Raw genomic sequence first — 24,386 nt, 5'->3', positions numbered from 1 at the left:
ACATGATAAATAAAAAAATAAATAACGTACAAGAAGCAGTTGCTGGCGTAAAAGACGGAATGACTTTTATGTTAGGAGGTTTTGGTTTGTGCGGAATACCAGAAAATGCAATTGCAGAATTGGTAAGATTAGGAGTAAAAGACGTTACTTGTATATCAAATAACGCAGGAGTTGACGATTTTGGATTAGGGTTACTATTACAAAATAAACAAATCAAAAAAATGATTTCTTCATACGTAGGAGAAAATGATGAGTTTGAGCGTCAAATGTTATCTGGTGAGTTAGAAGTAGAATTAACGCCACAAGGAACATTAGCAGAAAAATGTAGAGCTGCGCAAGCAGGTTTTCCAGCATTTTATACACCAGCAGGTTACGGAACAGAAGTAGCAGAAGGAAAAGAGACAAGAGAGTTTGATGGGAAAATGTATGTGTTAGAACCAGCTTTTAAAGCCGATTTTGCTTTTGTAAAAGCATGGAAAGGTGATACAGCAGGAAACTTAATATTTAAAGGGACAGCACGTAATTTTAATCCAAATATGTGTGGAGCAGCAACCATTACAGTTGCAGAAGTAGAAGAATTAGTGCCAGCTGGAGAATTAGACCCAAATCAAATTCATATTCCAGGGATTTTTGTGCAACGTATTTTTCAAGGAGAAAAATATGAGAAGAGAATAGAACAACGTACAGTAACACCAAAATTGTAACAAGATGGCATTGACAAAACAACAAATAGCACAAAGAATAGCTCAAGAATTACAAGATAAATGGTATGTTAACTTAGGAATTGGAATCCCAACTTTGGTTGCAAATTATATTCCAGAAGGAATAGAAGTGGAGTTTCAATCAGAAAACGGATTACTTGGAATGGGACCTTTTCCAGTAGAAGGTACAGAAGATGCCGATTTAATTAATGCAGGAAAACAAACCGTAACGGTTTTAGATGGAGGTTCTATTTTTGATTCAGCTACAAGTTTTTCTATGATTCGAGGGCAACATGTTCAGTTAACAGTATTAGGAGCTATGGAAGTAGCTCAAAATGGAGATATTGCAAACTGGAAAATCCCAGGGAAAATGGTAAAAGGAATGGGAGGAGCTATGGATTTAGTAGCATCAGCAGATAATATTATCGTAGCAATGATGCACACCAATAAAAGAGGAGAATCTAAATTGTTAAAAAAATGTTCACTACCATTAACAGGAGTTGGATGTGTAACTAAAATAGTAACCAATTTAGCTGTACTTGAAATAAAAGATAATGCTTTTCATTTATTAGAAAGAGCACCAGGGGTTTCAGTAGAAGAAATTCAAGAAGCAACAGAAGGTACTTTAATTGTAAATGGAGAAATACCAGAAATGGCTATTTAAAACCAGTAAATCAATCATTTTAATTAAATGAAAATAATCTCATATAACGTAAACGGAATACGTGCCGCCTTAAAAAAAGGATTTATAGATTGGTTAAAAGCAGCTAGTCCAGATGTAATTTGCATACAAGAAACCAAAGCACATAAAGAACAACTAGATGTAACTGAGTTTGAAAATGCTGGATACCCATATCACTATTGGTTTTCAGCAGAAAAAAAAGGATATTCATCAGTAGCTGTGTTTTGTAAAGAAGAGCCAAAGCATATAGAATATGGAACAGGGATAGAATCTATGGATTTTGAAGGAAGAAACCTTCGTGTAGATTTCGATGAGGTTTCAATAATGAGTATGTATTTACCGTCAGGAACAAATTCAGCAAGGTTAGATTATAAATTTAACTATATGGATGAAATATTAGCTTATGCTACTGAGTTACGTAAAACAATTCCAAACTTAGTAATTTGTGGAGATTATAATATTTGTCATGAAGAGATTGATATTCATAACCCAAAAATGAAAGGAGTTTCTGGGTTTTTACCAGAAGAAAGAGAATGGTTAGGTAAATTTATAGATAGTGGATTTATTGATAGTTTCCGTCATTTAAATCCAGAACGACAAGAGTATTCATGGTGGAGTTATAGAGCGAATGCTAGAGCTAATAATAAAGGATGGCGATTAGATTATGCAATGGTAACTGAGCCTTTAAAAGACAAAATTTCTAGAGCTTATATTTTACCAGAAGCAAAGCATTCAGACCACTGCCCAATAGCTGTAGAATTAGATATTTAAACCAAAGATGAAAAACTTACTATTACTACTTTTTTTTACAGTTTCAATTTTTGCACAACAACCAATTGATAGTACTTCAGTAGAAAAACCAAATCTAGAAATTGCCGTTGACTCAACGATTGTAGCAAAAGATTCTATTAAAATAAAGCAAGCAGAAGATTTGTTTTCAGATGCCGATTTGAAAATGATTGATAGTTTGCTAATAGAAGAAAAGTTTAATTCATCGTTGTTTGATAGTATTCAGTATGTAATAAACGATAAAGACATTCTAGGGAATACAACTACAATACTTTCAACAGATTTATTAAAAAAACGATTGAATGATATAGATGTAAAAACACCATTTCATTTAGCATACAATCCAGCTTTAGAAAAAGTAATAAATGGTTATTTAAAATATCGTAAAAAGTATTATCCTGCTTTAATGGCAAAAGCCAAATATTACTTTCCAATGTTCGAACAATATTTAGATCAGTTCGATGTACCATTAGAGATGAAATATTTAGCGATTGTTGAATCAGCTTTACGTCCAGATGCTCGTTCAAGAGTAGGAGCAACGGGTTTATGGCAATTTATGTATGGAACAGGAGTTCAGTTTGATTTGAAAGTTAATTCTTATGTAGATGATAGACAGGATCCAGTAAAAGCAACTATAGCAGCTTGTAAATACTTAAGTCAGTTATATAAAATATTTGGCGATTGGGATTTAGCTTTAGCAGCATATAATTCAGGACCAGGAAATGTCTCAAAAGCAATTAAACGATCTGGAGGTTATAAAAATTACTGGAATATTAGACCTTTTTTACCTAGGGAAACAGCAGGGTATGTACCAGCTTTTTACGCAACGATGTATATTTTTGAATATGCAGAAGAACATGGGATTTATCCAGAAGCACCAAAAATATTTCACTTTGAAACAGATACAGTAAGGGTAAAAAGAACGATAAGTTTTGATCAGATTTCAGAAAAAACAAAAATCGATACAGATTTGTTATCGTTTTTAAATCCATCGTATAAACTAGACATAATTCCATACGTAAAAGGAAAAAATTATGCAGTTAGATTACCTCGTAAAAGTGTAATAGAATTCTTAGATAAAGAGAAGGATATCTATACCTTGGCAAATGAAGATGATGCTAAGAGAGAAAAACCATTGCCTAAGTACTTCGAAATGGATAAGCGTATTCGTTATAGAGTACGTAGTGGAGATTATTTAGGGAAAATAGCAAATAAGTTTGGAGTAAGGGTAAGAGATATAAAACGTTGGAATGGTTTACGTAATAATAGGCTTAAAATAGGCCAACGCTTAAGTATTTATCCTAAAAAATTAGCAATACCAAAACAAGCTTCTAAAAAGAAGCATGAAACACCAAAAGGTGAGCATGAAATATATATTGTTAAGAATGGAGATTCATTATGGACCATCTCTAAAAAATATCCATCAATTTCTATTGAACAAATTAAAAAATGGAATAATATTTGGAGTGTAAAAAGTCTAAAACCTGGAATGAAGCTTAAAATTTTTAAAAGCTAAATTCTACAACTAAACAATTAAAGTATAAACTATGAAGAAAATAGTAACCATATTAGTATTGGCTTGCTTAGTAATTTCGTGCAAAACAAGTGACGGAAAGAGCGGCTATACTTTACCAACTTCTAATGGTAAAACCAATAAAATAATGGTTGTAACCAAAGCTGCCGATTGGGAAGGTAAAATTGGAGATGAAATTCGCACTGTATTTGGAGAACATCAAGTTGGGTTGCCACAACCAGAAACGTTATTATCTGTTGGGCAGATAGATCCAGTAGGCTTTAGTAGTTTCATGAGACATGCTAAAGCGGTTTTGATACTTCAAGAAGGTGCTGATGAAAGCATAAAAGTAGAGAAAAATAGATATGCTGCACCTCAAATTATTGTTTATGCAACAGCAAAAGGTAAAGAAGGGCTTATAAACTTAATAAAGAACAGAGGTAAAGAGATAATTAAGTTATTTAAAGATGAAGATATAAGATTTACTCAAAACATCTTTAAAAAAGAACGTATCGATGAAACAAAGTTTAAAACAATTCAAAACCTTGGATTAACAGTTGATATCCCTAAAAGATATAATTTAGTAGAAGATACGGGTGATTTTTTATGGATGAGACAGCATTTAAAGAGTGGTATAGCAAGAGGAGATGGAACTAATAATATTTTAATATATAGTGTTCCTTTAGAAGATGAAGCTAAAGTTGCAGATAATATTACAGCGGTACGTGATACTATAGGGAGAAAATATATTCCAGGTAGTAAAGAAGGAATGTATATGATTACAGAACAAGCATACACACCTTTTACATTTGATGCCGAAATAGATGGTAAAAAAGCATATGAAACCAGAGGTAAATGGGAAGTAAAAAATGATTTTATGGCAGGACCATTTATAAACTATACAGTAATTGACAAGAAAAATAACCGATTGGTAATTTTTGAAGGATTTACATATGCACCTTCAGTAAATAAACGTGATTTTCTTTTTGAATTAGAAGCAATAGCAAAATCAATGAAAATTAAATAAAGTTTAAAGAAAATAAGTAGAAAAGCATCAAATAATTATTTGATGCTTTTTTTGTTATATTTGGTTGTAAACCAAAACTTTATATTTATGAAATTTAATTTTTTAATTACCGCTATAGCAGCATTAGTTCCTATGGTGATGGGATTTATTTGGTATGGTCCAATGCTTTTTAAAAACGCTTGGATGAAAGAGGTCAACTTTACAGAAGAATCAATGCAGGGAGCAAACATGGGGAAGATTTTTGGACTCTCTTATGTGTTTAGTTTTTTACTAGCATTTATATTACAAACATTAGTAATACATCAATGGGGAGTTCAGTCAGTGTTAATGGGAGAGCCAGGTTTTATGGAGCAAACAGGAGGAGCATTTGCTTACTTTAAAGAATTCATGTCTAATTTTGGAGATAGATTCAGAACATTTGGTCATGGAGCACTGCATGGAACTATGATTGGATTATTTATAAGTCTACCAATTTTAGGAACACAAGCATTATTTGAAAGAAAGAGTTTTAAATATGTATTTATAAATGCAGGATATTGGATTATAACATTAGCATTAATGGGAGGAGTAATTTGTCAGTGGGCATAAGTATATTGAACAAAAAAAGAATATTAAAAAGCATCGGTTTTATAAAATTGATGCTTTTTTTATGTAACAAAAATTAGAAAACGAATACATATAAGCAATCAATTAATAACAAACCAAATGATTTCACATTTTTTAAAATTAGAATGGAAACAATATTTTCGTTCTTCTTATTGGCAAAAAAATATTGGAATAAAAATATTTATTGGGTTTTTTGCACTTTTTTTTTACATTAATGTTTTTAATGTTAGGTATAGGAATATATCCAGCTTTAAAAGAAATGTTTCCAAATGAAGATCCTTTTTTAATGGTTAATGGGTTTCTCTTCTTTTGGATTTTATTTGACTTAGTAGCTCGATTCTTTCTACAAAAACTTCCAGTAATGACCGTAAAGCCATTACTTACATTACCTATAAAAAGAAGTAAAATAATTAATTATGTATTAGGTAAATCGGCGCTTTCATTTTTTAACTTCTTACCATTATTTGCCTTTATGCCTTTTAGTTTTGTTTTACTTTCTAAAGGATACAATCCAGGTCAAATAATACCTTGGGTTTTAACTTTAATACTAATTGTTTTAGTAATTAACTTTTTAAATTTCATTATTGAAAATTTAAGTGCTAAAAGCGATTTATCCTTTTTACCATTAATAGCAATATCCTCAGGATTGTTTGCACTAGATTATTTTAAGATAGTTTCTTTTTCAGATTTAATTTCAAATGCAATTTTAGGAATTTCTAATAATCCAATATTTATTCTAATTCCTATACTGTTGTTAGTAGGGCTTTATATTGCAAATTATCGTATTTTAAAGAGTAATTTGTTTTTAGATTCAGCGGTACAAAACAAAGTAGAAGAAGCCAAAACATCAGATTATACTTGGACAAAAAACTTTGGAGAAATAGCTCCTTTTATGCAATTAGATTTAAAACTGATTTTAAGAAATAAAAGAAGTAAATCTACTTTATGGATTACAATTATAGGTTTATTATATGGTCTGTTTTTTTATCCACAACCACAATATGCCGATAAGGAATTTTTCTTTGCTTTCATTGGGGTGTTTTCAACGGGGATCTTCTTAATTAACTTTGGTCAATTTATACCTGCTTGGGATAGTAGTTATTATAAAATGTTAATGAGTCAGAATTTTAAATACGAGCGTTATTTAAAATCGAAGTTTATGCTTATGAGTATGAGTGTAATAATCTTTTTCGTATTAGGAATCCCATATGTATACTTCGGATGGAAAATATTATTAGCACATTTTGCAGCAGCTATATACAATATTGGAGTGAACACTCATGTAATTATGTATGGAGGAACTTTCAATAGAAAAAAAATAAATCTAGATCAAAAGGCAGCGTTTAATTACCAAGGAACAGGAGCAGTACAATGGTTAATAGGTTTACCATTAATGTTAATACCAATGGGGATTTTTGGAATTGTTAATTGGCTTGTAAATTTTGAAACAGCTGTAATAACTTTGATTACTTTAGGGCTTTTAGGAGTTGCGTTTCATCAAAAGTTAATGGTAGCAATTACTAGAAAATATATAGCAAATAAATATGCCATGGTGCATGCATTTAATCAAGAAAACTAATCAAACAATATTATGATACAAGTAACAAATCTTACTAAAAAATACGGAAACACTCAAGTTTTACATATTGAACAATTAGAGATTCCAGCAGGTCAATCATTTGGTTTGGTTGGTAATAATGGAGCAGGGAAAACAACATATTTTAATATTTTGTTGGATTTGATAAGACCTACTACTGGAGAAATAGTAAATAATGAAGTAGTAGTAAATAAAAGCGAAGGCTGGAAAACTTTTACAGGTTCTTTTATAGATGAAAGTTTTTTAATAGGCTATTTAACACCACAAGAATATTTTGAGTTTGTTGGTGAGCTAAGAGGAATGAATAAAGCAGATATTGCCGATTATTTAACTCAGTTTGAAGAGTTTTTTAACGGAGAAATCTTAGGAAAGAAAAAATATTTACGAGACCTAAGTAAAGGAAATCAGAAAAAAGCAGGAATTGTTGCTGCAATGATGGGTAACCCACAAGTAGTAATTTTAGATGAACCTTTTGCAAATTTAGATCCAACGACTCAAATCAGACTGAAAAATATAATAAAAACCTTAACAGAGAATAAGGAAGTTACGGTGTTAGTATCAAGTCACGATTTAAGTCATGTAACCGATGTTTGTGAGCGAATAGTGGTTTTAGACAAAGGAAACGTGGTAAAAGATATCAATACATCACAAGAAACATTGCAAGAATTAGAAAGCTATTTTTCGGCTTAATATATGTTTGGAGGTTATGGTAGCATAAAACCTATACTTCGTAATAATAAAAATTTATTGCGAAAGAAAAGCATATTTAAAAAAGAAGGTTCACCATCTGAGAAGAAAAAAGAATTAAAGGGTCTTTTTAAAGGTAAACTTTCTTTTTTTAAAAAGTCTAACTACGAGTTAAATCGAGTTAAAAGAAGAATTAGATTAAAAATAAAAGAAGAAGAGAAGAAACTCAGAGTTTATTTCAGTCTAACTTTGATAGTGTTAACTTTAATTAGCATTCCATTATTGATACAGTTTAGAGATGCTCAAAAAGAAATAAATAGTAGAAGCATTGCAATAAAAAAAGAAGCATATAACAAGAAATATTTACCAAAATTCAACTTTGTTATACAAGACGGAGACCAGTGGTTAGCAAAAAAGAAATACAAAAATGCTATTTATCAATATAATAAAGCACTAGAGTATTTTCCGAAAAGTTCTTTAGCAAAAGAAAAACTAATTTTAGCTTACCAAGAACGATGTAAAAATGTAAATATCGATTGTGATAAACTAAATTGATAAAAATTATCTTTTTATTATTATTTTTACGCTTTTACGTACAATAACTTAACTATAATATTGTTGTACAGTAAAGGTGTAATTCTTATGAAAAAACTATACAAAATCTTAGTTTTCAATATTCTTTTAGCTATTGTGTATTCATGTAGCGTAAAAAAAGATGCTTTTTTAAATAGAAACTTTCATGCAGTAACAACAAAATACAATGTGTTGTTTAATGGAGAGCAAGCTTATTTAAAGGGATTAAAAGAAATTGAAGACAAACATCAAGACAATTTTTGGAGACGACTACAAATAGAACCAATAACTTTTGATGAAAACAAAATAGTAGCTCCAGTATTACAACCAGGTACAGGTTTTGGAGAAGATGAAGAAGAAGAGAATAAAAAACTAACACCATTTGATAAAGCAGAAGAAAAAGCAGTAAAAGCAATTCAGAAGCATTCAATGAATATAAATGGGTATGAGAGAAATCGCCAAATAGACGATGCTTATTTATTACTTGGAAAATCAAGATACTATACACAAAGGTTTATACCAGCAATAGAGGCATTTAACTACATTATAGCGAATTATCCAAATGCAAGCTTAATAAATGAAACTAAAATTTGGAGAGCAAAAACAAATATTCGATTAGATAATGAAAAATTAGCTATAGAGTCATTAAAATTTTTGTTAGAAGTAGAAGAAAATGAAGAAGAGTTACCAGACGAAATTAGAGAAGAAGCACATACTGCAATGGCAATGGCGTATCAAAAAACAGATACGATTCAAAAAGTAATAGAGCATTTAACGGCAGCTTCTAAAATATTTAAAAATAAAGAGCAAGCAGCTCGAAATATGTTTGTTTTAGGTCAAATTTATAGTGAATTAGATAGAAGAGATTCAGCAAGAATGGTGTTTAAAAAATTAGCAGATTACAGAAAGGCACCTTATAAATACCGTATTAGAGCAAATATAGAGTTAGCTAAAAATACAGAGAACGATTCAGCTTCAATAGTTGTTTTAGCTCGATTAAAAAAGTTAATTCGAAACTCGGACAATAGAAAATATTTAAATGCATTATACTATCAGGCAGGAGTTTTAGAAGAGGGAAGAAACAATCCGGAAAAAGCAATAGCCTATTATGAAAAATCATTGAGGGCAAAAAACAACAATGATTATCAAAAAACATATGCTTACGAGCATTTAGGGAATATAGCATTTAACAAAGAGAACTATTTGCTAGCAGGGACTTATTATGACAGTGTTTTACAAGTAACCTCAAAAGAGTTTGATCAAGAGAAAAGAATACGTAGAATTCGTAGAAAGAATAAAGGGTTAACAACTTTAAGAAAGTATGAAGACCTAGTTAAAACAAATGATAGTATTCTTAATTTGGTAGCAATGACAAAAGAAGAACAGGAATCTTTTTTTGAAAAGTATATTGAAAAAATTAAAAAAGAAGACGAGGAAAAACAACAGTTAATATTAAATGCTCAAAATTTTGGAAACTCATTTGGAGGAGGAGCATCTATAAATCTTTCAAATAAAGGAAAATGGTATTTTTATAACACACAAGCCTTAGGTTATGGAAAAGCAGAGTTCCAAAAAGTATGGGGAACAAGACCTTTGGAAGATAACTGGCGTTTGTCAGATAAATCAACTACTAATATTGCCGATGAAGAAGAAGAATCTTCAGAACCAAAGGTGAATAAACGTTATGAATTATCTACATATATAAGTCAAATACCAACAGAAAAGAAAGTTATAGATAAACTTGTGTTTGATCGTAATGATGCATTATATCAATTAGGGTTGATTTATAAAGAGCAATTTAAAAATACAGAATTAGCAGTTAAAAACTTAGAACGCTTACGAGAAGAGCGAAAAGATGACAAGTTAGAATTGCCTATTAGCTATCATTTATATCAGATTTATACAAGTTCAAATAACGATGAAAAAGCATCAGAATTTAAAAATATTATACTGAATAAATATTCAGATACTAAGTTTGCACAAATCATAAGTAATCCAAACGAGAAGTTAACGGAAGAGAAAAAAGAAGATGCAGTCTTAGATAAATACAAAGAAATCTATTACTTATATAAAGAAAATAAGTTTGAAGAAGTTGTAAGTGAAATAGATGGATTTTTGCCAACCATAAGAAATTCAAATTTAATTCCTAAATTTGCTCTCTTAAAAGCTTTAGCTATAGGTAAGTATAATGATAAGAAGGTGTATAAGAAAGCGTTAGAGTTTGTGTCTATTAGTTATACAAATACCGAAGAAGGTAAGAAAGCAAAAGAAATAATTAAAAAATTAGGTAAAATTTAATTCCCCAAAATTCCCCAAGTATGTTTAGTAAAGAAAACAAGAAAGCAAAAGCAGGAGAAAGAAAAGTATCAGAAAGAAATATTATAGGTAAAAATACCAAGATTACTGGAGATATTATTTCAGAAGGAGATTTCAGAATCGACGGAACTTTAGAAGGAACCATAAAAACAGATGGTAGAGTAATTATAGGTGACTCTGGCTTAATTAAAGGTAAAGTAGAGTGTACAAACGCAGATGTAGAAGGTAAGTTCTCAGGAGAGTTATTGGTTTCAAATACTTTAACAGTAAAGTCTTCAGCAAATATAAATGGAGATGTAGTTATAGGTAAGCTTTCAGTAGAACCAGGTGCAGCATTTAATGCTACTTGTTCAATGAAAGGAGCCGTGAAAGAATTAAATAAAGATGAGCAAAAACTCAAAGAGAAAACCGCTTAATAAATATATTCGGTTTACTACTATTGCTTTTCAAATGGGTTTAACCATTTATCTAGGAAGTTTACTAGGTGAATGGTTAGATACCAAATATCCAAACGAAGGAGAGTTATATACTAAAATATGTACATTGGTTGCTGTTTTCTTAGCAATGTTCTCCGTTATTCAACAAGTTACAAAAATTTCAAAAGAAAATGATTAAACGAATTTTGTTCTTTATTGCTGCAGTAATTTTAACACTAGCAATAAGTTACATTCCGCACAACTATGTTTTAGCTTCAAAAGAAATTCAATTATCATTTTCACTTTTTGCAGTATATCTATTTCATGTTATAGCAGCAATTATAGTATATTTCATAGTTGAGTTTATAGCAGATAAGATGCCTAATCAGGCAGGATATGCGTATTTGGCATCCATATTTTTAAAAATTGGATTTTTTGTATTGATTTTTCAAGCTTCAGTCTTCGCAAACGAACAACTAACTAAGCCAGAAAGATTTTCATTAGTAATTCCATTATTTTTATTTTTAATTCTAGAAGCTATTGCTGTTTCAAAACTATTGAATAGCAAATAGTTTCATGTTTTTTTTGCTTTAAAATATCTTTTGAAAAACTAAGACAAAAAAAGGGTTTGTAGTTTTAATTAAATGTGTACCTTTGCACGGAAATTTAGAGACCATAACCCTATATTAAAAAAGGCATGATGATAGCACAAAAATCTATCAAGTTTTTTACAGTCTTAGCACTAGTTTTTACTTCATTCACAGCATTTGCTGGTGGTGGAGAAAAAAAATCTTCAGAAAATGATGGTGGAAGAGTAAACACCAAGAAAGAAATTAACGATTACATTAAGCATCACTTAGCAGATTCACATGATTTTGCTTTTTATTCGTATACGAATGATGCAGGTGAAAGAAAGCACGTAGGTTTTCCATTACCGGTAATTGTTAAAACAAGCAAAGGAATTAAGTTTTTTATGTCGTCTAAATTCCATCATAATGATGATGGAACAGTTATCGTTGATGCTGGAGATGTAAAGTTAGTTAAGATTCATAGTAAAATTTATGAGTTAAATGAAGGAGCTACTGAGGTTGCTTTTGATGAAACTCACCATGCAACAAATGCACACAAAGTATTAGATTTTTCTATTACTAAGAGTGTTTTTGGAATGTTATTCGCAGGATTATTAATGTTTTTAGGATTTAACTCTTTAGCTAAAGGTTATAAAAAAGGAGCAATTCCAACTGGAGTTGGTCGTGTATTAGAGCCATTAGTGTTATATGTAAGAGATGAAATCGCAAGGCCAAATATTGGAGAAAAGAAATATAAGAGATTTATGCCTTATTTATTAACGGTATTTTTCTTTATCTGGATATTAAATTTATTAGGATTAACTCCATTAGGATTTAACGTTACAGGTCAAATTGCTGTAACAGCTTGTTTAGCTATTTTTACATTAGTAGTGTACATCTCAAGTGGAACAAAAGATTTTTGGATGCACACTTTATGGATGCCAGGAGTTCCTAAGATTTTAAGACCAGTGTTAGCTATAATCGAATTAATAGGTTTTATTTTAATTAAACCGTTTTCATTATTAGTGCGTTTATTTGCAAACATTACAGCGGGACACTTCGTAGTAATGAGTTTAATAGCGTTAATGATGACTTTAAAAGCTCAGTTTGGAGGAGTTGCTTCAACAGGGATTTCATTAGTGTTAACATTATTTATTTCAGTAATTGAAATATTAGTAGCCTTCTTACAAGCATTTATTTTTACAATGTTATCTGCTTTATTTATCGGTATGGCAGTAGAAGAGCACGATCACGAGCATGCAGATGCTCACTAAGAATATAGAATAAGAATTTGTTTAATTTAATATAAATCAATTAGTATGTACAATTTAATTGGAGCAGGATTAATCGTAATCGGTGGAGGAATCGGATTAGGTCAAATTGGAGGGAAAGCAATGGAAGGAATTGCTCGTCAACCTGAGGCTGCTGGTAAAATCCAAACAGCGATGATCATCATCGGAGCATTATTAGAAGGATTAGCTTTCGGTGCATTAATCTTAGGTAGATAAGATTTTAAAGACAAGAAAAACATATTCCTGTAACGGTTGGTTACAGGAAATGTTTTCACAATTAAACAAAAGGTATTTTTAAAAAGAATTAATTAGATATATAATGGATCAGTTATTAAATGATTTTTCTCCAGGGTTGTTCGTAATGCAACTAGTCGTTTTAGGAATTTTGTTATTTTTATTAGCAAAGTTTGCATGGAAACCAATTTTAAGCTCTTTAGATGAAAGAGAAGAAGGAATTCAAAATGCATTAGATGAGGCAGAAAATGCTCGTAAGGAAATGCAAAACTTACAAGCAGATAATGAAAAGATGATCAAAGAAGCACGTGCAGAAAGAGATGCAATGATGAAAGATGCTCGTGAAATTAAAGATAACATTATCGCTGAGGCAAAAGAAGAAGCTTCTGAACAAGCAGCTATCATGATTGAAAATGCTAAAGCAACTATTAAACAAGAACAACAAGCTGCAATTGCTGAGTTAAAGAAAAATGTTGCTGATTTATCAATCAACATTGCTCAACAAGTAGTAAGAAAAGAATTAACTTCACAAGACGACCAATTAAAGCTTGTAGAAGGAATGTTAGAAGAGGTTACTTTAAACTAATCAAACAATGAAAGGAGCAAGACCAGCATTACGTTACGCAAAAGCAATTTTAAATCTAGCTAAAGAAACAGGAAACGAAACTTTAGTAAACGATAACATGAAGTTAATCGTAGATACTATTGCAGAGAGTAGTGAATTAGATACAATGCTTAAAAGCCCTGTAATTAAAGCTGCAGATAAACGTAAAGTTTTAGCAGCACTTTTTGGTGATAAAGTAGATAACGTTATAAAAGGTTTATTTAACTTATTAGAAGAAAATAAACGTATGATAATGTTAGAGCCAATTGCAAAGCAATATTCTATCATTTACGATTACCACAAGAGTATGCAGGTTGCTAAAGTTACTACAGCAGTAGCTTTAACAAAAGAACTAGAAGATAAAATACAAGCAAAGATTGTAGAACTTACAGGAAATAGTGCTAGTATAGAAAATATAGTAAATCCAGAAATTTTAGGAGGATTTATTTTACGTGTTGGAGATGTGCAGTATGATGCAAGTATCTCTAATCAATTTAATGAATTAAGAAGAGAATTTGACAACAGTCATTATATTCCACAAATTTAATTATACATCAAAAGAAATAAGATGGCAGCAATTAAACCAGCTGAAGTATCAGCAATTTTAAAGGAACAATTAACAAATTTCGAGTCAAAAGCTTCATTAAATGAAGTAGGTACAGTATTACAAGTAGGTGATGGTATTGCTCGTGTTTATGGTTTATCTAACGTACAATATGGAGAGTTAGTTGAATTCGATAACGGATTAGAAGGTATCGTATTAAACTTAGAAGAAGACAATGCAGGGGTTGTATTATTAGGAGCTTCTACATCAGTAAGAGAAGGTTCTACTGTTAAGCGTACAGAAAGAATTGCTTCTTTAAGAGCTGGAGAAGGAATCGCAGGACGTGTTGTAAACACTTTAGGTCAGCCAATTGATGGTAAAGGACCAATCGAAGGAACAACTTACGAAATGCCTTTAGAGCGTAGAGCACCAGGGGTAATTTACCGTGAGCCTGTAACTGAGCCAATGCAAACTGGTATCAAGTCTATTGATGCAATGATTCCTGTAGGACGTGGACAACGTGAGTTAATCATTGGAGACCGTCAAACTGGTAAATCAACAGTTGCTATTGACACAATCTTAAATCAAAAAGAATTTTATGATGCAGGACAACCAGTGTACTGTATCTATGTAGCTATTGGTCAAAAAGCTTCTACTGTAGCAGCAATTGCTAGTATGTTAGAAGAAAAAGGAGCTTTAGCTTATACAACTATCGTTGCTGCAAATGCATCTGATCCTGCACCAATGCAGGTATATGCACCATTCGCAGGAGCTGCAATTGGAGAATATTTCCGTGATACTGGTAGACCAGCATTAATTGTTTATGATGATTTATCTAAGCAAGCAGTAGCTTACCGTGAGGTATCTTTATTATTAAGAAGACCACCAGGACGTGAGGCTTACCCAGGGGATGTATTCTACTTACACTCAAGATTATTAGAGCGTGCTGCAAAAGTTATTAATGATGATAAAATTGCAAGTGAAATGAACGATTTACCAGATTCATTAAAAGGAATCGTAAAAGGTGGAGGTTCTTTAACTGCATTACCAATTATTGAAACACAAGCAGGAGACGTATCAGCATATATTCCAACAAACGTGATTTCGATTACTGATGGACAGATTTTCTTAGAGTCTGATTTATTTAACTCTGGTGTACGTCCAGCAATTAACGTAGGTATTTCTGTATCACGTGTAGGAGGTAATGCACAGATTAAATCAATGAAGAAAGTATCTGGTACATTAAAATTAGATCAAGCTCAGTTCCGTGAGTTAGAAGCATTCGCTAAGTTTGGTTCTGATTTAGATGCAGCTACTATGAGTGTAATTTCTAAAGGACAACGTAACGTTGAAATTTTAAAGCAAGCTCAAAACGATCCTTTTACTGTAGAAGATCAGATTGCAATCATTTATGCAGGTTCTAAGAACTTATTAAAAGATGTACCTGTAAACAAGGTAAAAGAGTTTGAAAAAGATTATATCGAGTATTTAAATGCTAAGCACAGGGATACTTTAGATGTATTAAAATCAGGAAAATTAACTGATGAAGTAACTGATGCTTTAACATCAGCTGCAGCAGAAATTTCTGCTAAATTTTCAAACTAAATTTATTTTAAAGTATTATAAATCTCTTTAATAAAGTATAAGATATCGTAACCAATGTTTAATAAACTTTTCAAAGACATCATAGAAAAGAAAAAGCAACGTAAAATTCAAAAAGAACGTTGTAAACCTTGGTTTGCGGTTAATGGAGATGAAACTTTACGATTAGATTATAATTTAACAGAAACTTCTGTAGTATTAGACTTAGGAGGTTTTAAAGGTAATTTTGCAGAGAGTATTTTTAATAAATACTCTTGCGAAATTTACGTTTTCGAACCAGTAAAATCCTTTTATAATATTATAAAAGATAAGTTCAAGGATAATGAAAAAGTTAAACCTTTTCATTATGGATTATCTAATGAAGATAAAGAACTTAATATAAGTAATACAGGAGATGCATCATCAGTTTTTATAAAGACAGATGGTGGAGAGAAAATTCAATTAAAATCGATTGTAAACTTTATTAAAGATCATAATATTACTAATGTAGATCTTATAAAGATTAATATTGAAGGAGGAGAATACGAAGTATTAGAATCTCTTTTAGAATCAGGTTTAATTACCAATTTTAAAAATTTACAGATTCAATTCCACGATTTCATTATAGATAATGCTAGAGAGCGAATGGAAAACATTCAAAGAAAATTAGCAGAAACACATGAAATTACCTATCAATATGACTTTGTTTGGGAAAACTGGAAAATTAAAAACTAATTTTTTAGTAAACATTAAAATAGCATACACATAACTAGAAATTATGGCAAACTTAAAAGAAATACGTAATAGAATTACTTCAATTAAATCAACAATGCAGATTACCTCTGCCATGAAAATGGTATCGGCTGCAAAGTTGAAAAAAGCTCAAGATGCTATTACAGCAATGCGTCCATATTCATCTAAGCTTACTGAGTTATTACAAAGCTTAAGCGCTACTTTAGATAGTGATGCAGGTGGAGCATATTCTACGCAAAGAGAAGTAAATAAAGTATTACTAGTTGTAGTTACTTCTAACAGAGGTTTATGTGGTGGTTTTAACTCATCTATCGTTAAAGAAACAGTAAATACTATTAACACAAAGTATAATGGTGTAGCTGTTGACTTAATGACAATAGGTAAAAAAGGTAACGATATCTTATCAAAAGATAATAATGTAATTGAAAATAGAACTGATATTTTTGATGAATTAACTTTTGATAATGTAGCTAAAGTTGCTGAAAAATTAATGGATTTATATGTAGATGGTTCTTATGATAGAATAGAGTTAGTTTACAATAGATTTAAAAACGCTGCAACTCAAATACCACAAGTTGAACAGTTTTTACCAATTGAACCAGTAGAAAGTGATGAGAATGTAAATTTAGATTACATCTTCGAACCTTCTAAAGAAGAAATTGTATTAGAATTAATACCTAAGTCTTTAAAAACGCAATTATATAAGGCTATCCGTGATTCATTTGCTGCCGAACATGGAGCTCGTATGACTGCAATGCATAAGGCAACTGATAATGCTAAAGAATTACGTGACGAATTATTATTAACTTATAACAAGGCACGTCAAGCTGCAATTACTAACGAAATCTTAGAGATCGTTGGTGGAGCAGAAGCATTGAACAATTAAGAATAAAAATATTAGTAGGTAAACATATACTTATATATAAAAAAAAAGCCAAGGTCTTGAAACCTTGGCTTTTTTATTTATCTTAGCAAAAAAAAGATTATGAAAAATATTTTTAGATTGTTATTGTTAGTATTTATTTTTACAATTATTTCATGTAAAGAAAATGAAATTGTACCTAAAAAAAATAATATTACAATTTGTTTTGGTAAAATTGAGTCAGATAAAGAAGGAGATAATATTTATAATTATTCAATTAATTTTTCTGCGTCTGAACTTAAAAGTGTAGAAGGAGTGGAGTGGTCAATATCTAAAGGTGGCGAAAATGTAGATATTATTGGAAACACGAATGAATTTAACTTTCGCTTTAAAACTAAAGTTTCTAATTTTACCGAAGGTAGTATAAAGATACAAATTAAAACCTTATATAAAGGAGATGTTCTATATTCTGGAACAAAAGATTGTACACTAAATTTTAATTTAAAAAAATAATAAAAAAGCGAACCAATTAGGTTCGCTTTTTATTTAACACTAATTAAATATATTTCATTATGAAAAAGACATTTCTGTTTCTTTTTATGGCTTTTATTACAACAGGTATAATTTCACAAGAGAAGAATGACGACAAAGAAAATAATATCAAAACAATTAATTTTGTTGACGGTAATTCAGAAGATGTTCCCTTTACACTGATTGATAAGGTTCCTGTTTTTCCGGGTTGTGAAAAGTATGAAACAAATTCAAAAAAGAAGTATTGCTTAAACCAAATGATGCTTCAACATATTGCTAAAAATTTTAATATAAATATTGCTGACGGTTTAAAGACACTTTCTCCTGGTAGGAAAAAAATATATTTAGAATTTAAAATAGGAAAAAATGGACATGTAGAGGATATTTCTGCTAAAGCTCCGCATGAAAAGTTAAAAGAAGAAGCTATTAGAGTAGCTAAACTTTTACCAGTGATGATACCTGGTAGTCATAAGAATAAAAATGTTAGAGTAGGATATACTTTACCAATAGCATTTAATGTAGAATAATTAATAAGAAAGCAAATTAGACTAGTTCGCTTTTTTGCTTTGATATATTTATATTTGCAACAAAAATTAAAAAATAAATTCTATGAAAAAATTAGTACTCAAAATGCTGGTGTTATTCTCTATTGCTATTATGTCATCTTGTTCAAGTAATAACAGTGATAATATAGCTCCTGAAGCATCAAAAAGTGAAATAAAAATGACTATAGATGGAAACGAATTAATATTTAATTCAATTGTAGTTAATTCTAGTGCTCAAAATGCTTTTGGAGAACCTGCTATTGAATTAACAGGAACTATTAACAAATCAGCTGATAAAGTAATAACACTTACTATTAATAAATCTCAAATAGGAGGAAAGACATTAAGTGATTTTACTTATGTTGAGAATGGAACTACATATTATTTTGGAGCAGTAATGTCTGTATCTACATGCGGAACTACTATACCTGACAGTAAAATGGCTTTTATAACTACAATAAATGATGAAAAAGCTATTTCTGGAAACTTTGCAGGAAACATAGATATATGCAGCAATAATTTTATTAAATCGCTTAAAATTTCAAATGGATCATTTAGTGTTATTCACTAAAAAATAAAAAAGCGAACCTAATAATCGGTTCGCTTTTTTATTTTAAAAGTTCTTCAATTGTATTTTGAATAGAATCTACATCTATTTTACATTGCTTTTGTAGTTCATCTATAGTACCATGATGAATAAATTCATCAGGAACACCTAAAAGCTTTATCTGATTTTCATAATTTAATTCAGATGCTTGTTCCAAAATAGCACTACCTAAACCTCCTTTAACAGTACCATCTTCAATAGTTATAACTCTATCAAATTTATTAAAAATCTCTTCAAGTAGCTTTCTATCGATAGGTTTTATAAATCGGATATCGTAATGCGCTATAGAATATTTGTTTTTCACCTTTTTTATGGCTTCTGAGACATTATTAGCAATTGTTCCCGTAGATAGGACAGCTAAGTCACTTCCTTCTTTTAAACAAATGTTTTTGCCAATGGTTATTTTTTTGAAAGGAAGTTTCCATTCTTCAAGTTTGCCTTTTCCTCTAGGATAACGAATAGCTATAGGTTTATCAATTCCTAACTGTGCTGTGTACATAATGTTTCGCAATTCAATTTCATTACGAGGAGCAAAAATGTATAGGTTTGGAATGCAACGTAGATAAGCTAAGTCAAAAACTCCATGATGTGTAGCTCCATCTTGTCCAACCAAACCAGCTCTATCTAAACAAAAAATAACAGGTAAGTTTTGTAAAGCAACATCGTGTATTATTTGATCGTAAGCACGTTGTAAAAATGTGGAATAAATATTGCAAAATGGTATAATACCTTGAGTTGCCATACCGGCAGCTAATGTTACGGCATGCTGTTCTGCAATGCCCACATCAAAAGTGCGTTCAGGAAATTTCTCTAACATAAATTTTAAAGAGCTTCCAGTAAGCATAGCTGGGGTAATTCCTACAATTTTTTCATTTTGTTCGGCTAATTCTACAATAGTTTTTCCAAATATATCTTGAAACTTAGTAAACTTACTAGCTTCTTTTGGTAAAACATCTCCAGATACTTTATCAAATTTTCCTGGAGCATGATATTTTACTTGGTCTTGCTCAGCTTGTCTAAGACCTTTTCCTTTGGTAGTAATTACATGTAAAAACTTAGGGCCTTTAATTTGTTTTAATCTATTTAACTCTAATAAAAGTTCTTCAAAATTATGACCATCAATAGGACCAGAATAATCAAAATTGAGTCCCTCAAAAATGTTGTGCTGTTCAATATCAGATCGAGTAGATTTTATTCGAGTTAAGTAATGTTTCAAAGCTCCAACTGAAGGGTCAATACCAATAGCATTATCGTTTAAAATAACCAATAAGTTAGCGTTGGTATCACCAGCATGGTTTAAAGCTTCAAAAGCCATTCCACTGGCAATAGAGGCGTCACCAATTACAGCGATATGATGTTTTTCTTCTCCTTGTAATTTGGAAGCGATAGCCATTCCCAAAGCAGCAGAAATTGAAGTAGATGAATGTCCAACACCAAAAGTATCATAAGTACTTTCCGAACGTTTAGGAAAACCAGAAATTCCATGTAATTGGCGGTTAGTATGGAAAATATCTTTTCTACCAGTTAAAATTTTATGTCCATAAGCCTGATGTCCAACATCCCAAACTAATTGATCTGTTGGTGTATCAAACATATAATGCAAAGCAATAGTAAGTTCAACAACACCTAAACTGGCACCTAAATGACCTTCTTTAGTTGCAACTACATCAATAATAAACTCACGTAATTCCTTGGCTAATAAAGGCAATTCATTATTATTTAATTGTCTTATATCCTCAGGGAAATCAATATTTTTTAACAGCTTTTTTGGCATAGCACAAATGTACTAAAACTTTGTTGTAGCTTTGCTGTATGAGTAAATTGTATTTGGTACCAACACCTATTGGGAATTTAGACGATATTACCTTGAGAGCTCTTAAGGTTCTAAAAGAAGTAGATTATATTTTAGCAGAAGATACGCGTACTAGTGGAAAGCTGTTAAAACATTTTGAAATTAGTACACCTATGCAATCTCATCATATGCACAATGAGCATAAAACTGTAGAAACTATAGTTAAAAGATTGCAAAGCGGTGAAACTTTTGCACTGATTTCTGATGCAGGAACCCCGGCAATTTCAGATCCAGGCTTTTTAGTAACAAGAGCATGTGTTCAACATAATATTGATGTTGAATGTTTACCAGGAGCAACTGCATTTGTGCCAGCTTTGGTAAATTCGGGTTTACCAAATGATAAATTCGTTTTTGAAGGTTTTTTACCAGTTAAAAAAGGAAGACAAACCCGATTAAAGTTTTTAGCAGAAGAAAAGCGTACTATGATATTTTATGAAAGCCCACATAAATTATTAAAAACATTAACTCATTTTGCCGAATACTTTGGTGAAGACAGGCAAGTTTCTGTTTCTAGAGAATTGACAAAATTATTTGAAGAAACCAAGCGAGGAAGTATAGCAGAAGTTTTATCATATTATACAGAAAAGCCAGCAAAAGGCGAAATTGTGATTATTGTTGATGGTAAAAAATAATTATACAAGTTTATATTCAGGGTAATGTTCTTCTAATAATTCCTCTGACTTTTTAGGAATAACAATTAGTGTTATATAAGAGTATATAATTGTTAGTGTAATAATTGCAGAGATAATAACTGCTCCAATGTTTGAAGGTATGCTTTCAATATGATTGAAAATCTGAGGAAGGTTAGATGCAACTATAACACCTCCAAAAGAAGCTACATTGAAAATCATTTCTTCAAGCATCCATTTTTTACCATTGGTATTGGTTCTTTTTTTGAACTCTTTTTTAAGTTTAGTTACAAAATAAAGGTCTAAAACGGCTATTAGAAAAAGAACTGCTCCCATTGTATAAACTCCAATAGGTAATTGTATAAAATAATAAAAGAAAAAGATAAGACTTACCACTAAAAGTATTTTGGGTAATCCAAACCATTCTTTTGTGTATTTCCATAGAATTTTACGATACTTTTTTTCCAGTTGTTTTTGCTTTTCTTCTACTACGTCCATAAAACCAAAAACACCGAATTTTTTAAAAGAAATATCTCTAGCTTGCTCAAAAGATAATTGAGGTTTTTCAACCCAAATTTGTTCAATATCGTTGGCCAAGTGATCTACCAATTCTGTTTGTACATCATAATGTTCTACATAATGTAGACGTGTAAATTTATATAATTGTTCTATATGTTGGTTTGTTAATTTCATAGCAATTATCCCATCATTAATTTATATTTTTCTTTTTCTTGTTTATGCTTTTTGTAAAACGATATTGAATAGTAATTAACAACCATCATGTATATTAATATGGATATATTAAAAATGTCATTAATAGAATTGCTAATTAAAATGTAAGGCATAACAATAAAGTTTGTAACTTGAGTTTTTATTATAAAGCTATACACTGTTTTTTCTTTAGAGGTAATAATTTTGATAACGAAAAATAAAGAGATAAATAGAAGAATAACTATTGAAAAAAAAGTAAAATAACCAAAAACATTACTAAGAAATATCTTTTTATTAAATATTATTAGAAAACTAAAAAATATAGGAGAGAAAGAGGCTAAAAAATATTTTAAAAAAATTCTTTTTGCTCTATCAATTACAATTTTAGGGGCAGTATAAAACCTTCCAAAAACGAAGCTATTCGTTTTTTTAAGCTCCAAATTCCATTTTTTAATTACAAGATTAAAAGCTGTTTCGAAATCAAGATTTTCATTAAATAGTTTTTGTTCTATTTCAGAAATAATATGATCAAAAATTTCTATTCTAAAATCAATTAATTTAATCTCTTTTATATCTAGATAGTTGTTAATTCTTTGTATTTGTTTATTTGTTAATTCCATAGCTTTTGTTGTTATTCTAAACCAAATTTAGGGTTGACTAGTTGCTGCATTGTTTGTAAAAATTCTTGCATTTCTGCAAGTCTATTTACAGTTTCCTTAGTACCGCTTTCTGTCAATTTATAATACTTGCGAAGTCTATTTCCAACTTTTGCAACTTCAACATCTAGCAAACCTTCAGCTTCTAGTTTATGTAACGCAGGGTATAGTGCACCTTCGGTAATTTTTAATTCGCCTTTGGTTAACTCTTTTACCTTTTGAGTTATTTCATACCCATACATCTTATCATTTTGTGCTAATAGCTTTAAAATGATAGTTTGTAAAGAGCCTTTGTATAATTTTTGATTTCCCATAATTCATATACCTAAAAATCTTATGTATGCAAATATACATAATTTTCTTATGTATAAAATACTTAGGTATTATTTTTTATGACTGGAAGAATAAATGGTTACCTCACTATTTCTTATTTTTGTGCATTTAAATAGAATAAATGGCTACATTTCATAAATTAATTATTGAAAAAATAATAAAGGAGACAGCTGATGCTGTATCTATTTTATTTACTGTTCCTGCTGAGCTAAAAGAAGCTTATAAATTTGTAGCAGGGCAATATATTACCATAAAAACGAAATTAAACGATCAAGAGGTTAGGAGAGCATATTCAATATGTGCTTCACCAAACACGAATGAAATTAAAGTAGCTGTAAAGGCTGTTGAAAAAGGATTGTTTTCTACGTATGCTACAACAAAACTAAAAGAGAATACAACTCTAGAAGTTTCTGAACCTGAAGGTAAATTTATATTACAACCAGTAGGGAATAAAAATTATATAGCATTTGCTGCAGGTAGTGGAATTACTCCTGTTTTATCTATGATAAAAGTAGTGTTGGAAAATGAACCAACTTCAACTTTTACATTAGTTTTTGGGAATAAAAAAGCTGATAGCACTATTTTTTATGCTGAATTGAATGCTTTAGCTGAAAAATACCCTACACAGTTTAATTTGCATTATGTGTTTAGTCAAGAAGTAAGAACAAACACTAAGTTTGGAAGAATTGATAAAGGGCATATAAATTATTTTGTAAAGAATATTCATAAAGATATTTCTTTTGATTCTGCCTACTTATGTGGTCCAGAAGAAATGATAACTACAGTTTCTGAGACTTTACAAGATAACGGATTTGACGAAGAAAATATTCATTTTGAGTTATTTACCGCAAGTTCGTCACCAGATGAAGAAATTCCAATGCAGTTTCCTGATGGGAAATCTGGAATTACCGTTTTATTAGACGATGAAGAGTCTACTTTTACAATGGATAAAACAGATACAATTTTGGCAGCATCATTACGTAATCAGTTAGATGCTCCATATTCATGTCAAGGTGGTGTTTGTAGTAGTTGTATAGCAAAAGTAACAGAAGGAAAAGCTGTAATGACTAAAAACTCTATTTTAACAGATGACGAGTTAGAAGAAGGACTTATATTAACTTGTGTAGCGCATCCAGCAACTCCAAAGGTTGTGGTTGATTACGATGACGTTTAAAC

General features: G+C 30.5%; 29 protein-coding genes. 25 read left to right on the top strand and 4 right to left on the bottom strand.

The window, feature by feature from the left end:
- Window positions 1-2: 2 nt before the first annotated feature.
- The 23 genes from F7018_RS07745 (at window position 3) to F7018_RS07635 (ending at window position 18,993) form a co-directional block, all read left to right on the top strand.
- The gene (locus F7018_RS07745; RefSeq protein WP_150899469.1) at window positions 3-704 is read left to right on the top strand and encodes a CoA transferase subunit A; all 702 of its coding nucleotides are present in this window, start codon (window positions 3-5) and stop codon (window positions 702-704) included.
- Between the two features lie 4 nt (window positions 705-708).
- Window positions 709-1,365, top strand: coding sequence for a CoA transferase subunit B (locus tag F7018_RS07740; protein WP_150899468.1), 657 nt, complete (start codon window positions 709-711; stop codon window positions 1,363-1,365).
- A 27-nt stretch (window positions 1,366-1,392) separates the two neighbouring features.
- Window positions 1,393-2,154 (top strand): exodeoxyribonuclease III, encoded by a 762-nt coding sequence (locus F7018_RS07735; protein WP_150899467.1) that lies wholly within the window; start codon window positions 1,393-1,395, stop codon window positions 2,152-2,154.
- Between the two features lie 7 nt (window positions 2,155-2,161).
- Entirely contained in the window at window positions 2,162-3,688 is a 1,527-nt protein-coding gene (locus tag F7018_RS07730) for a lytic transglycosylase domain-containing protein (protein WP_150899466.1), read from the top strand.
- Window positions 3,689-3,719: 31 nt separating this feature from the next.
- Window positions 3,720-4,712 (top strand): DUF4837 family protein, encoded by a 993-nt coding sequence (locus F7018_RS07725; RefSeq protein WP_150899465.1) that lies wholly within the window; start codon window positions 3,720-3,722, stop codon window positions 4,710-4,712.
- Between the two features lie 87 nt (window positions 4,713-4,799).
- Window positions 4,800-5,300 carry a DUF1761 domain-containing protein gene (locus F7018_RS07720; RefSeq protein WP_150899464.1) on the top strand — a complete coding sequence of 167 codons (501 nt, stop codon included), beginning with the start codon at window positions 4,800-4,802 and terminating at the stop codon, window positions 5,298-5,300.
- A 241-nt stretch (window positions 5,301-5,541) separates the two neighbouring features.
- Window positions 5,542-6,897, top strand: a complete 1,356-nt coding sequence (locus tag F7018_RS07715; RefSeq protein WP_246175085.1) for a DUF5687 family protein — start codon at window positions 5,542-5,544, stop codon at window positions 6,895-6,897.
- Window positions 6,898-6,909: 12 nt separating this feature from the next.
- Window positions 6,910-7,605, top strand: a complete 696-nt coding sequence (locus tag F7018_RS07710) for an ABC transporter ATP-binding protein (RefSeq protein ID WP_150899463.1) — start codon at window positions 6,910-6,912, stop codon at window positions 7,603-7,605.
- Between the two features lie 57 nt (window positions 7,606-7,662).
- Window positions 7,663-8,157, top strand: coding sequence for a hypothetical protein (locus F7018_RS07705; RefSeq protein ID WP_150899462.1), 495 nt, complete (start codon window positions 7,663-7,665; stop codon window positions 8,155-8,157).
- 87 nt (window positions 8,158-8,244) lie between these two features.
- Window positions 8,245-10,473 (top strand): type IX secretion system periplasmic lipoprotein PorW/SprE, encoded by a 2,229-nt coding sequence (gene porW, locus F7018_RS07700; RefSeq protein ID WP_150899461.1) that lies wholly within the window; start codon window positions 8,245-8,247, stop codon window positions 10,471-10,473.
- 20 nt (window positions 10,474-10,493) lie between these two features.
- Window positions 10,494-10,907: a bactofilin family protein gene (locus F7018_RS07695; RefSeq protein ID WP_150899460.1), complete on the top strand. Its 414-nt coding sequence runs from the start codon at window positions 10,494-10,496 to the stop codon at window positions 10,905-10,907.
- Window positions 10,876-11,106, top strand: coding sequence for an AtpZ/AtpI family protein (locus F7018_RS07690; RefSeq protein ID WP_150899459.1), 231 nt, complete (start codon window positions 10,876-10,878; stop codon window positions 11,104-11,106). The genes F7018_RS07695 and F7018_RS07690 overlap by 32 nt, the downstream gene beginning before the upstream one ends.
- Window positions 11,099-11,479 carry a DUF6168 family protein gene (locus F7018_RS07685; protein WP_217701365.1) on the top strand — a complete coding sequence of 127 codons (381 nt, stop codon included), beginning with the start codon at window positions 11,099-11,101 and terminating at the stop codon, window positions 11,477-11,479. Before F7018_RS07690 ends, F7018_RS07685 begins: the two co-directional genes overlap by 8 nt.
- A 125-nt stretch (window positions 11,480-11,604) precedes the next feature.
- Window positions 11,605-12,750: a F0F1 ATP synthase subunit A gene (gene atpB, locus F7018_RS07680; RefSeq protein ID WP_150899458.1), complete on the top strand. Its 1,146-nt coding sequence runs from the start codon at window positions 11,605-11,607 to the stop codon at window positions 12,748-12,750.
- Window positions 12,751-12,795: 45 nt separating this feature from the next.
- Window positions 12,796-12,984, top strand: coding sequence for an ATP synthase F0 subunit C (atpE, locus tag F7018_RS07675; protein ID WP_136950250.1), 189 nt, complete (start codon window positions 12,796-12,798; stop codon window positions 12,982-12,984).
- Window positions 12,985-13,087: 103 nt separating this feature from the next.
- Window positions 13,088-13,588 carry a F0F1 ATP synthase subunit B gene (locus tag F7018_RS07670; RefSeq protein ID WP_150899457.1) on the top strand — a complete coding sequence of 167 codons (501 nt, stop codon included), beginning with the start codon at window positions 13,088-13,090 and terminating at the stop codon, window positions 13,586-13,588.
- 7 nt (window positions 13,589-13,595) lie between these two features.
- Window positions 13,596-14,153, top strand: coding sequence for an ATP synthase F1 subunit delta (gene atpH / locus F7018_RS07665; RefSeq protein WP_150899456.1), 558 nt, complete (start codon window positions 13,596-13,598; stop codon window positions 14,151-14,153).
- 21 nt (window positions 14,154-14,174) lie between these two features.
- Window positions 14,175-15,755, top strand: coding sequence for a F0F1 ATP synthase subunit alpha (gene atpA, locus F7018_RS07660; protein ID WP_150899455.1), 1,581 nt, complete (start codon window positions 14,175-14,177; stop codon window positions 15,753-15,755).
- A 54-nt stretch (window positions 15,756-15,809) separates the two neighbouring features.
- Entirely contained in the window at window positions 15,810-16,466 is a 657-nt protein-coding gene (locus F7018_RS07655) for an FkbM family methyltransferase (RefSeq protein ID WP_150899454.1), read from the top strand.
- 43 nt (window positions 16,467-16,509) lie between these two features.
- On the top strand, window positions 16,510-17,370 hold the full coding sequence (gene atpG, locus F7018_RS07650; protein WP_150899453.1) for an ATP synthase F1 subunit gamma: 861 nt from the start codon (window positions 16,510-16,512) through the stop codon (window positions 17,368-17,370).
- Between the two features lie 99 nt (window positions 17,371-17,469).
- Window positions 17,470-17,859: a hypothetical protein gene (locus tag F7018_RS07645; RefSeq protein WP_150899452.1), complete on the top strand. Its 390-nt coding sequence runs from the start codon at window positions 17,470-17,472 to the stop codon at window positions 17,857-17,859.
- 59 nt (window positions 17,860-17,918) lie between these two features.
- Window positions 17,919-18,404 carry an energy transducer TonB gene (locus tag F7018_RS07640; RefSeq protein WP_150899451.1) on the top strand — a complete coding sequence of 162 codons (486 nt, stop codon included), beginning with the start codon at window positions 17,919-17,921 and terminating at the stop codon, window positions 18,402-18,404.
- A gap of 82 nt (window positions 18,405-18,486) precedes the next feature.
- Window positions 18,487-18,993: a hypothetical protein gene (locus F7018_RS07635; RefSeq protein ID WP_150899450.1), complete on the top strand. Its 507-nt coding sequence runs from the start codon at window positions 18,487-18,489 to the stop codon at window positions 18,991-18,993.
- A gap of 37 nt (window positions 18,994-19,030) precedes the next feature.
- Here the strand turns inward: F7018_RS07635 and dxs are convergent, their stop codons facing one another.
- Complete coding sequence (gene dxs / locus F7018_RS07630) at window positions 19,031-20,803, bottom strand: 1-deoxy-D-xylulose-5-phosphate synthase (RefSeq protein WP_150899449.1); 1,773 nt, start codon at window positions 20,801-20,803, stop codon at window positions 19,031-19,033.
- 38 nt (window positions 20,804-20,841) lie between these two features.
- Between dxs and rsmI the strand changes: the two genes are divergently transcribed.
- The gene (rsmI, locus tag F7018_RS07625) at window positions 20,842-21,513 is read left to right on the top strand and encodes a 16S rRNA (cytidine(1402)-2'-O)-methyltransferase (protein ID WP_150899448.1); all 672 of its coding nucleotides are present in this window, start codon (window positions 20,842-20,844) and stop codon (window positions 21,511-21,513) included.
- Here the strand turns inward: rsmI and F7018_RS07620 are convergent, their stop codons facing one another.
- The 3 genes from F7018_RS07620 to F7018_RS07610 are packed head-to-tail and all read right to left on the bottom strand — an operon-like array spanning window position 21,514 to window position 23,191.
- Window positions 21,514-22,203, bottom strand: a complete 690-nt coding sequence (locus F7018_RS07620; RefSeq protein ID WP_150899447.1) for a hypothetical protein — start codon at window positions 22,201-22,203, stop codon at window positions 21,514-21,516.
- A gap of 5 nt (window positions 22,204-22,208) precedes the next feature.
- Window positions 22,209-22,841 carry a hypothetical protein gene (locus tag F7018_RS07615; RefSeq protein WP_150899446.1) on the bottom strand — a complete coding sequence of 211 codons (633 nt, stop codon included), beginning with the start codon at window positions 22,839-22,841 and terminating at the stop codon, window positions 22,209-22,211.
- Window positions 22,842-22,852: 11 nt separating this feature from the next.
- Window positions 22,853-23,191 (bottom strand): PadR family transcriptional regulator, encoded by a 339-nt coding sequence (locus tag F7018_RS07610; protein WP_150899445.1) that lies wholly within the window; start codon window positions 23,189-23,191, stop codon window positions 22,853-22,855.
- A gap of 140 nt (window positions 23,192-23,331) precedes the next feature.
- On the opposite strand from F7018_RS07610, the gene F7018_RS07605 reads away from it, so the two are divergent.
- Complete coding sequence (locus tag F7018_RS07605; protein ID WP_150899444.1) at window positions 23,332-24,384, top strand: ferredoxin--NADP reductase; 1,053 nt, start codon at window positions 23,332-23,334, stop codon at window positions 24,382-24,384.
- Window positions 24,385-24,386 lie beyond the last annotated feature (2 nt).

Source organism: Tenacibaculum aiptasiae, assembly GCF_008806755.1.
Taxonomy (GTDB): domain Bacteria; phylum Bacteroidota; class Bacteroidia; order Flavobacteriales; family Flavobacteriaceae; genus Polaribacter; species Polaribacter aiptasiae.
The sequence above is the reverse complement of the archived record's forward strand: the minus strand, read 5'-3'. Positions and strand labels throughout refer to the sequence as shown.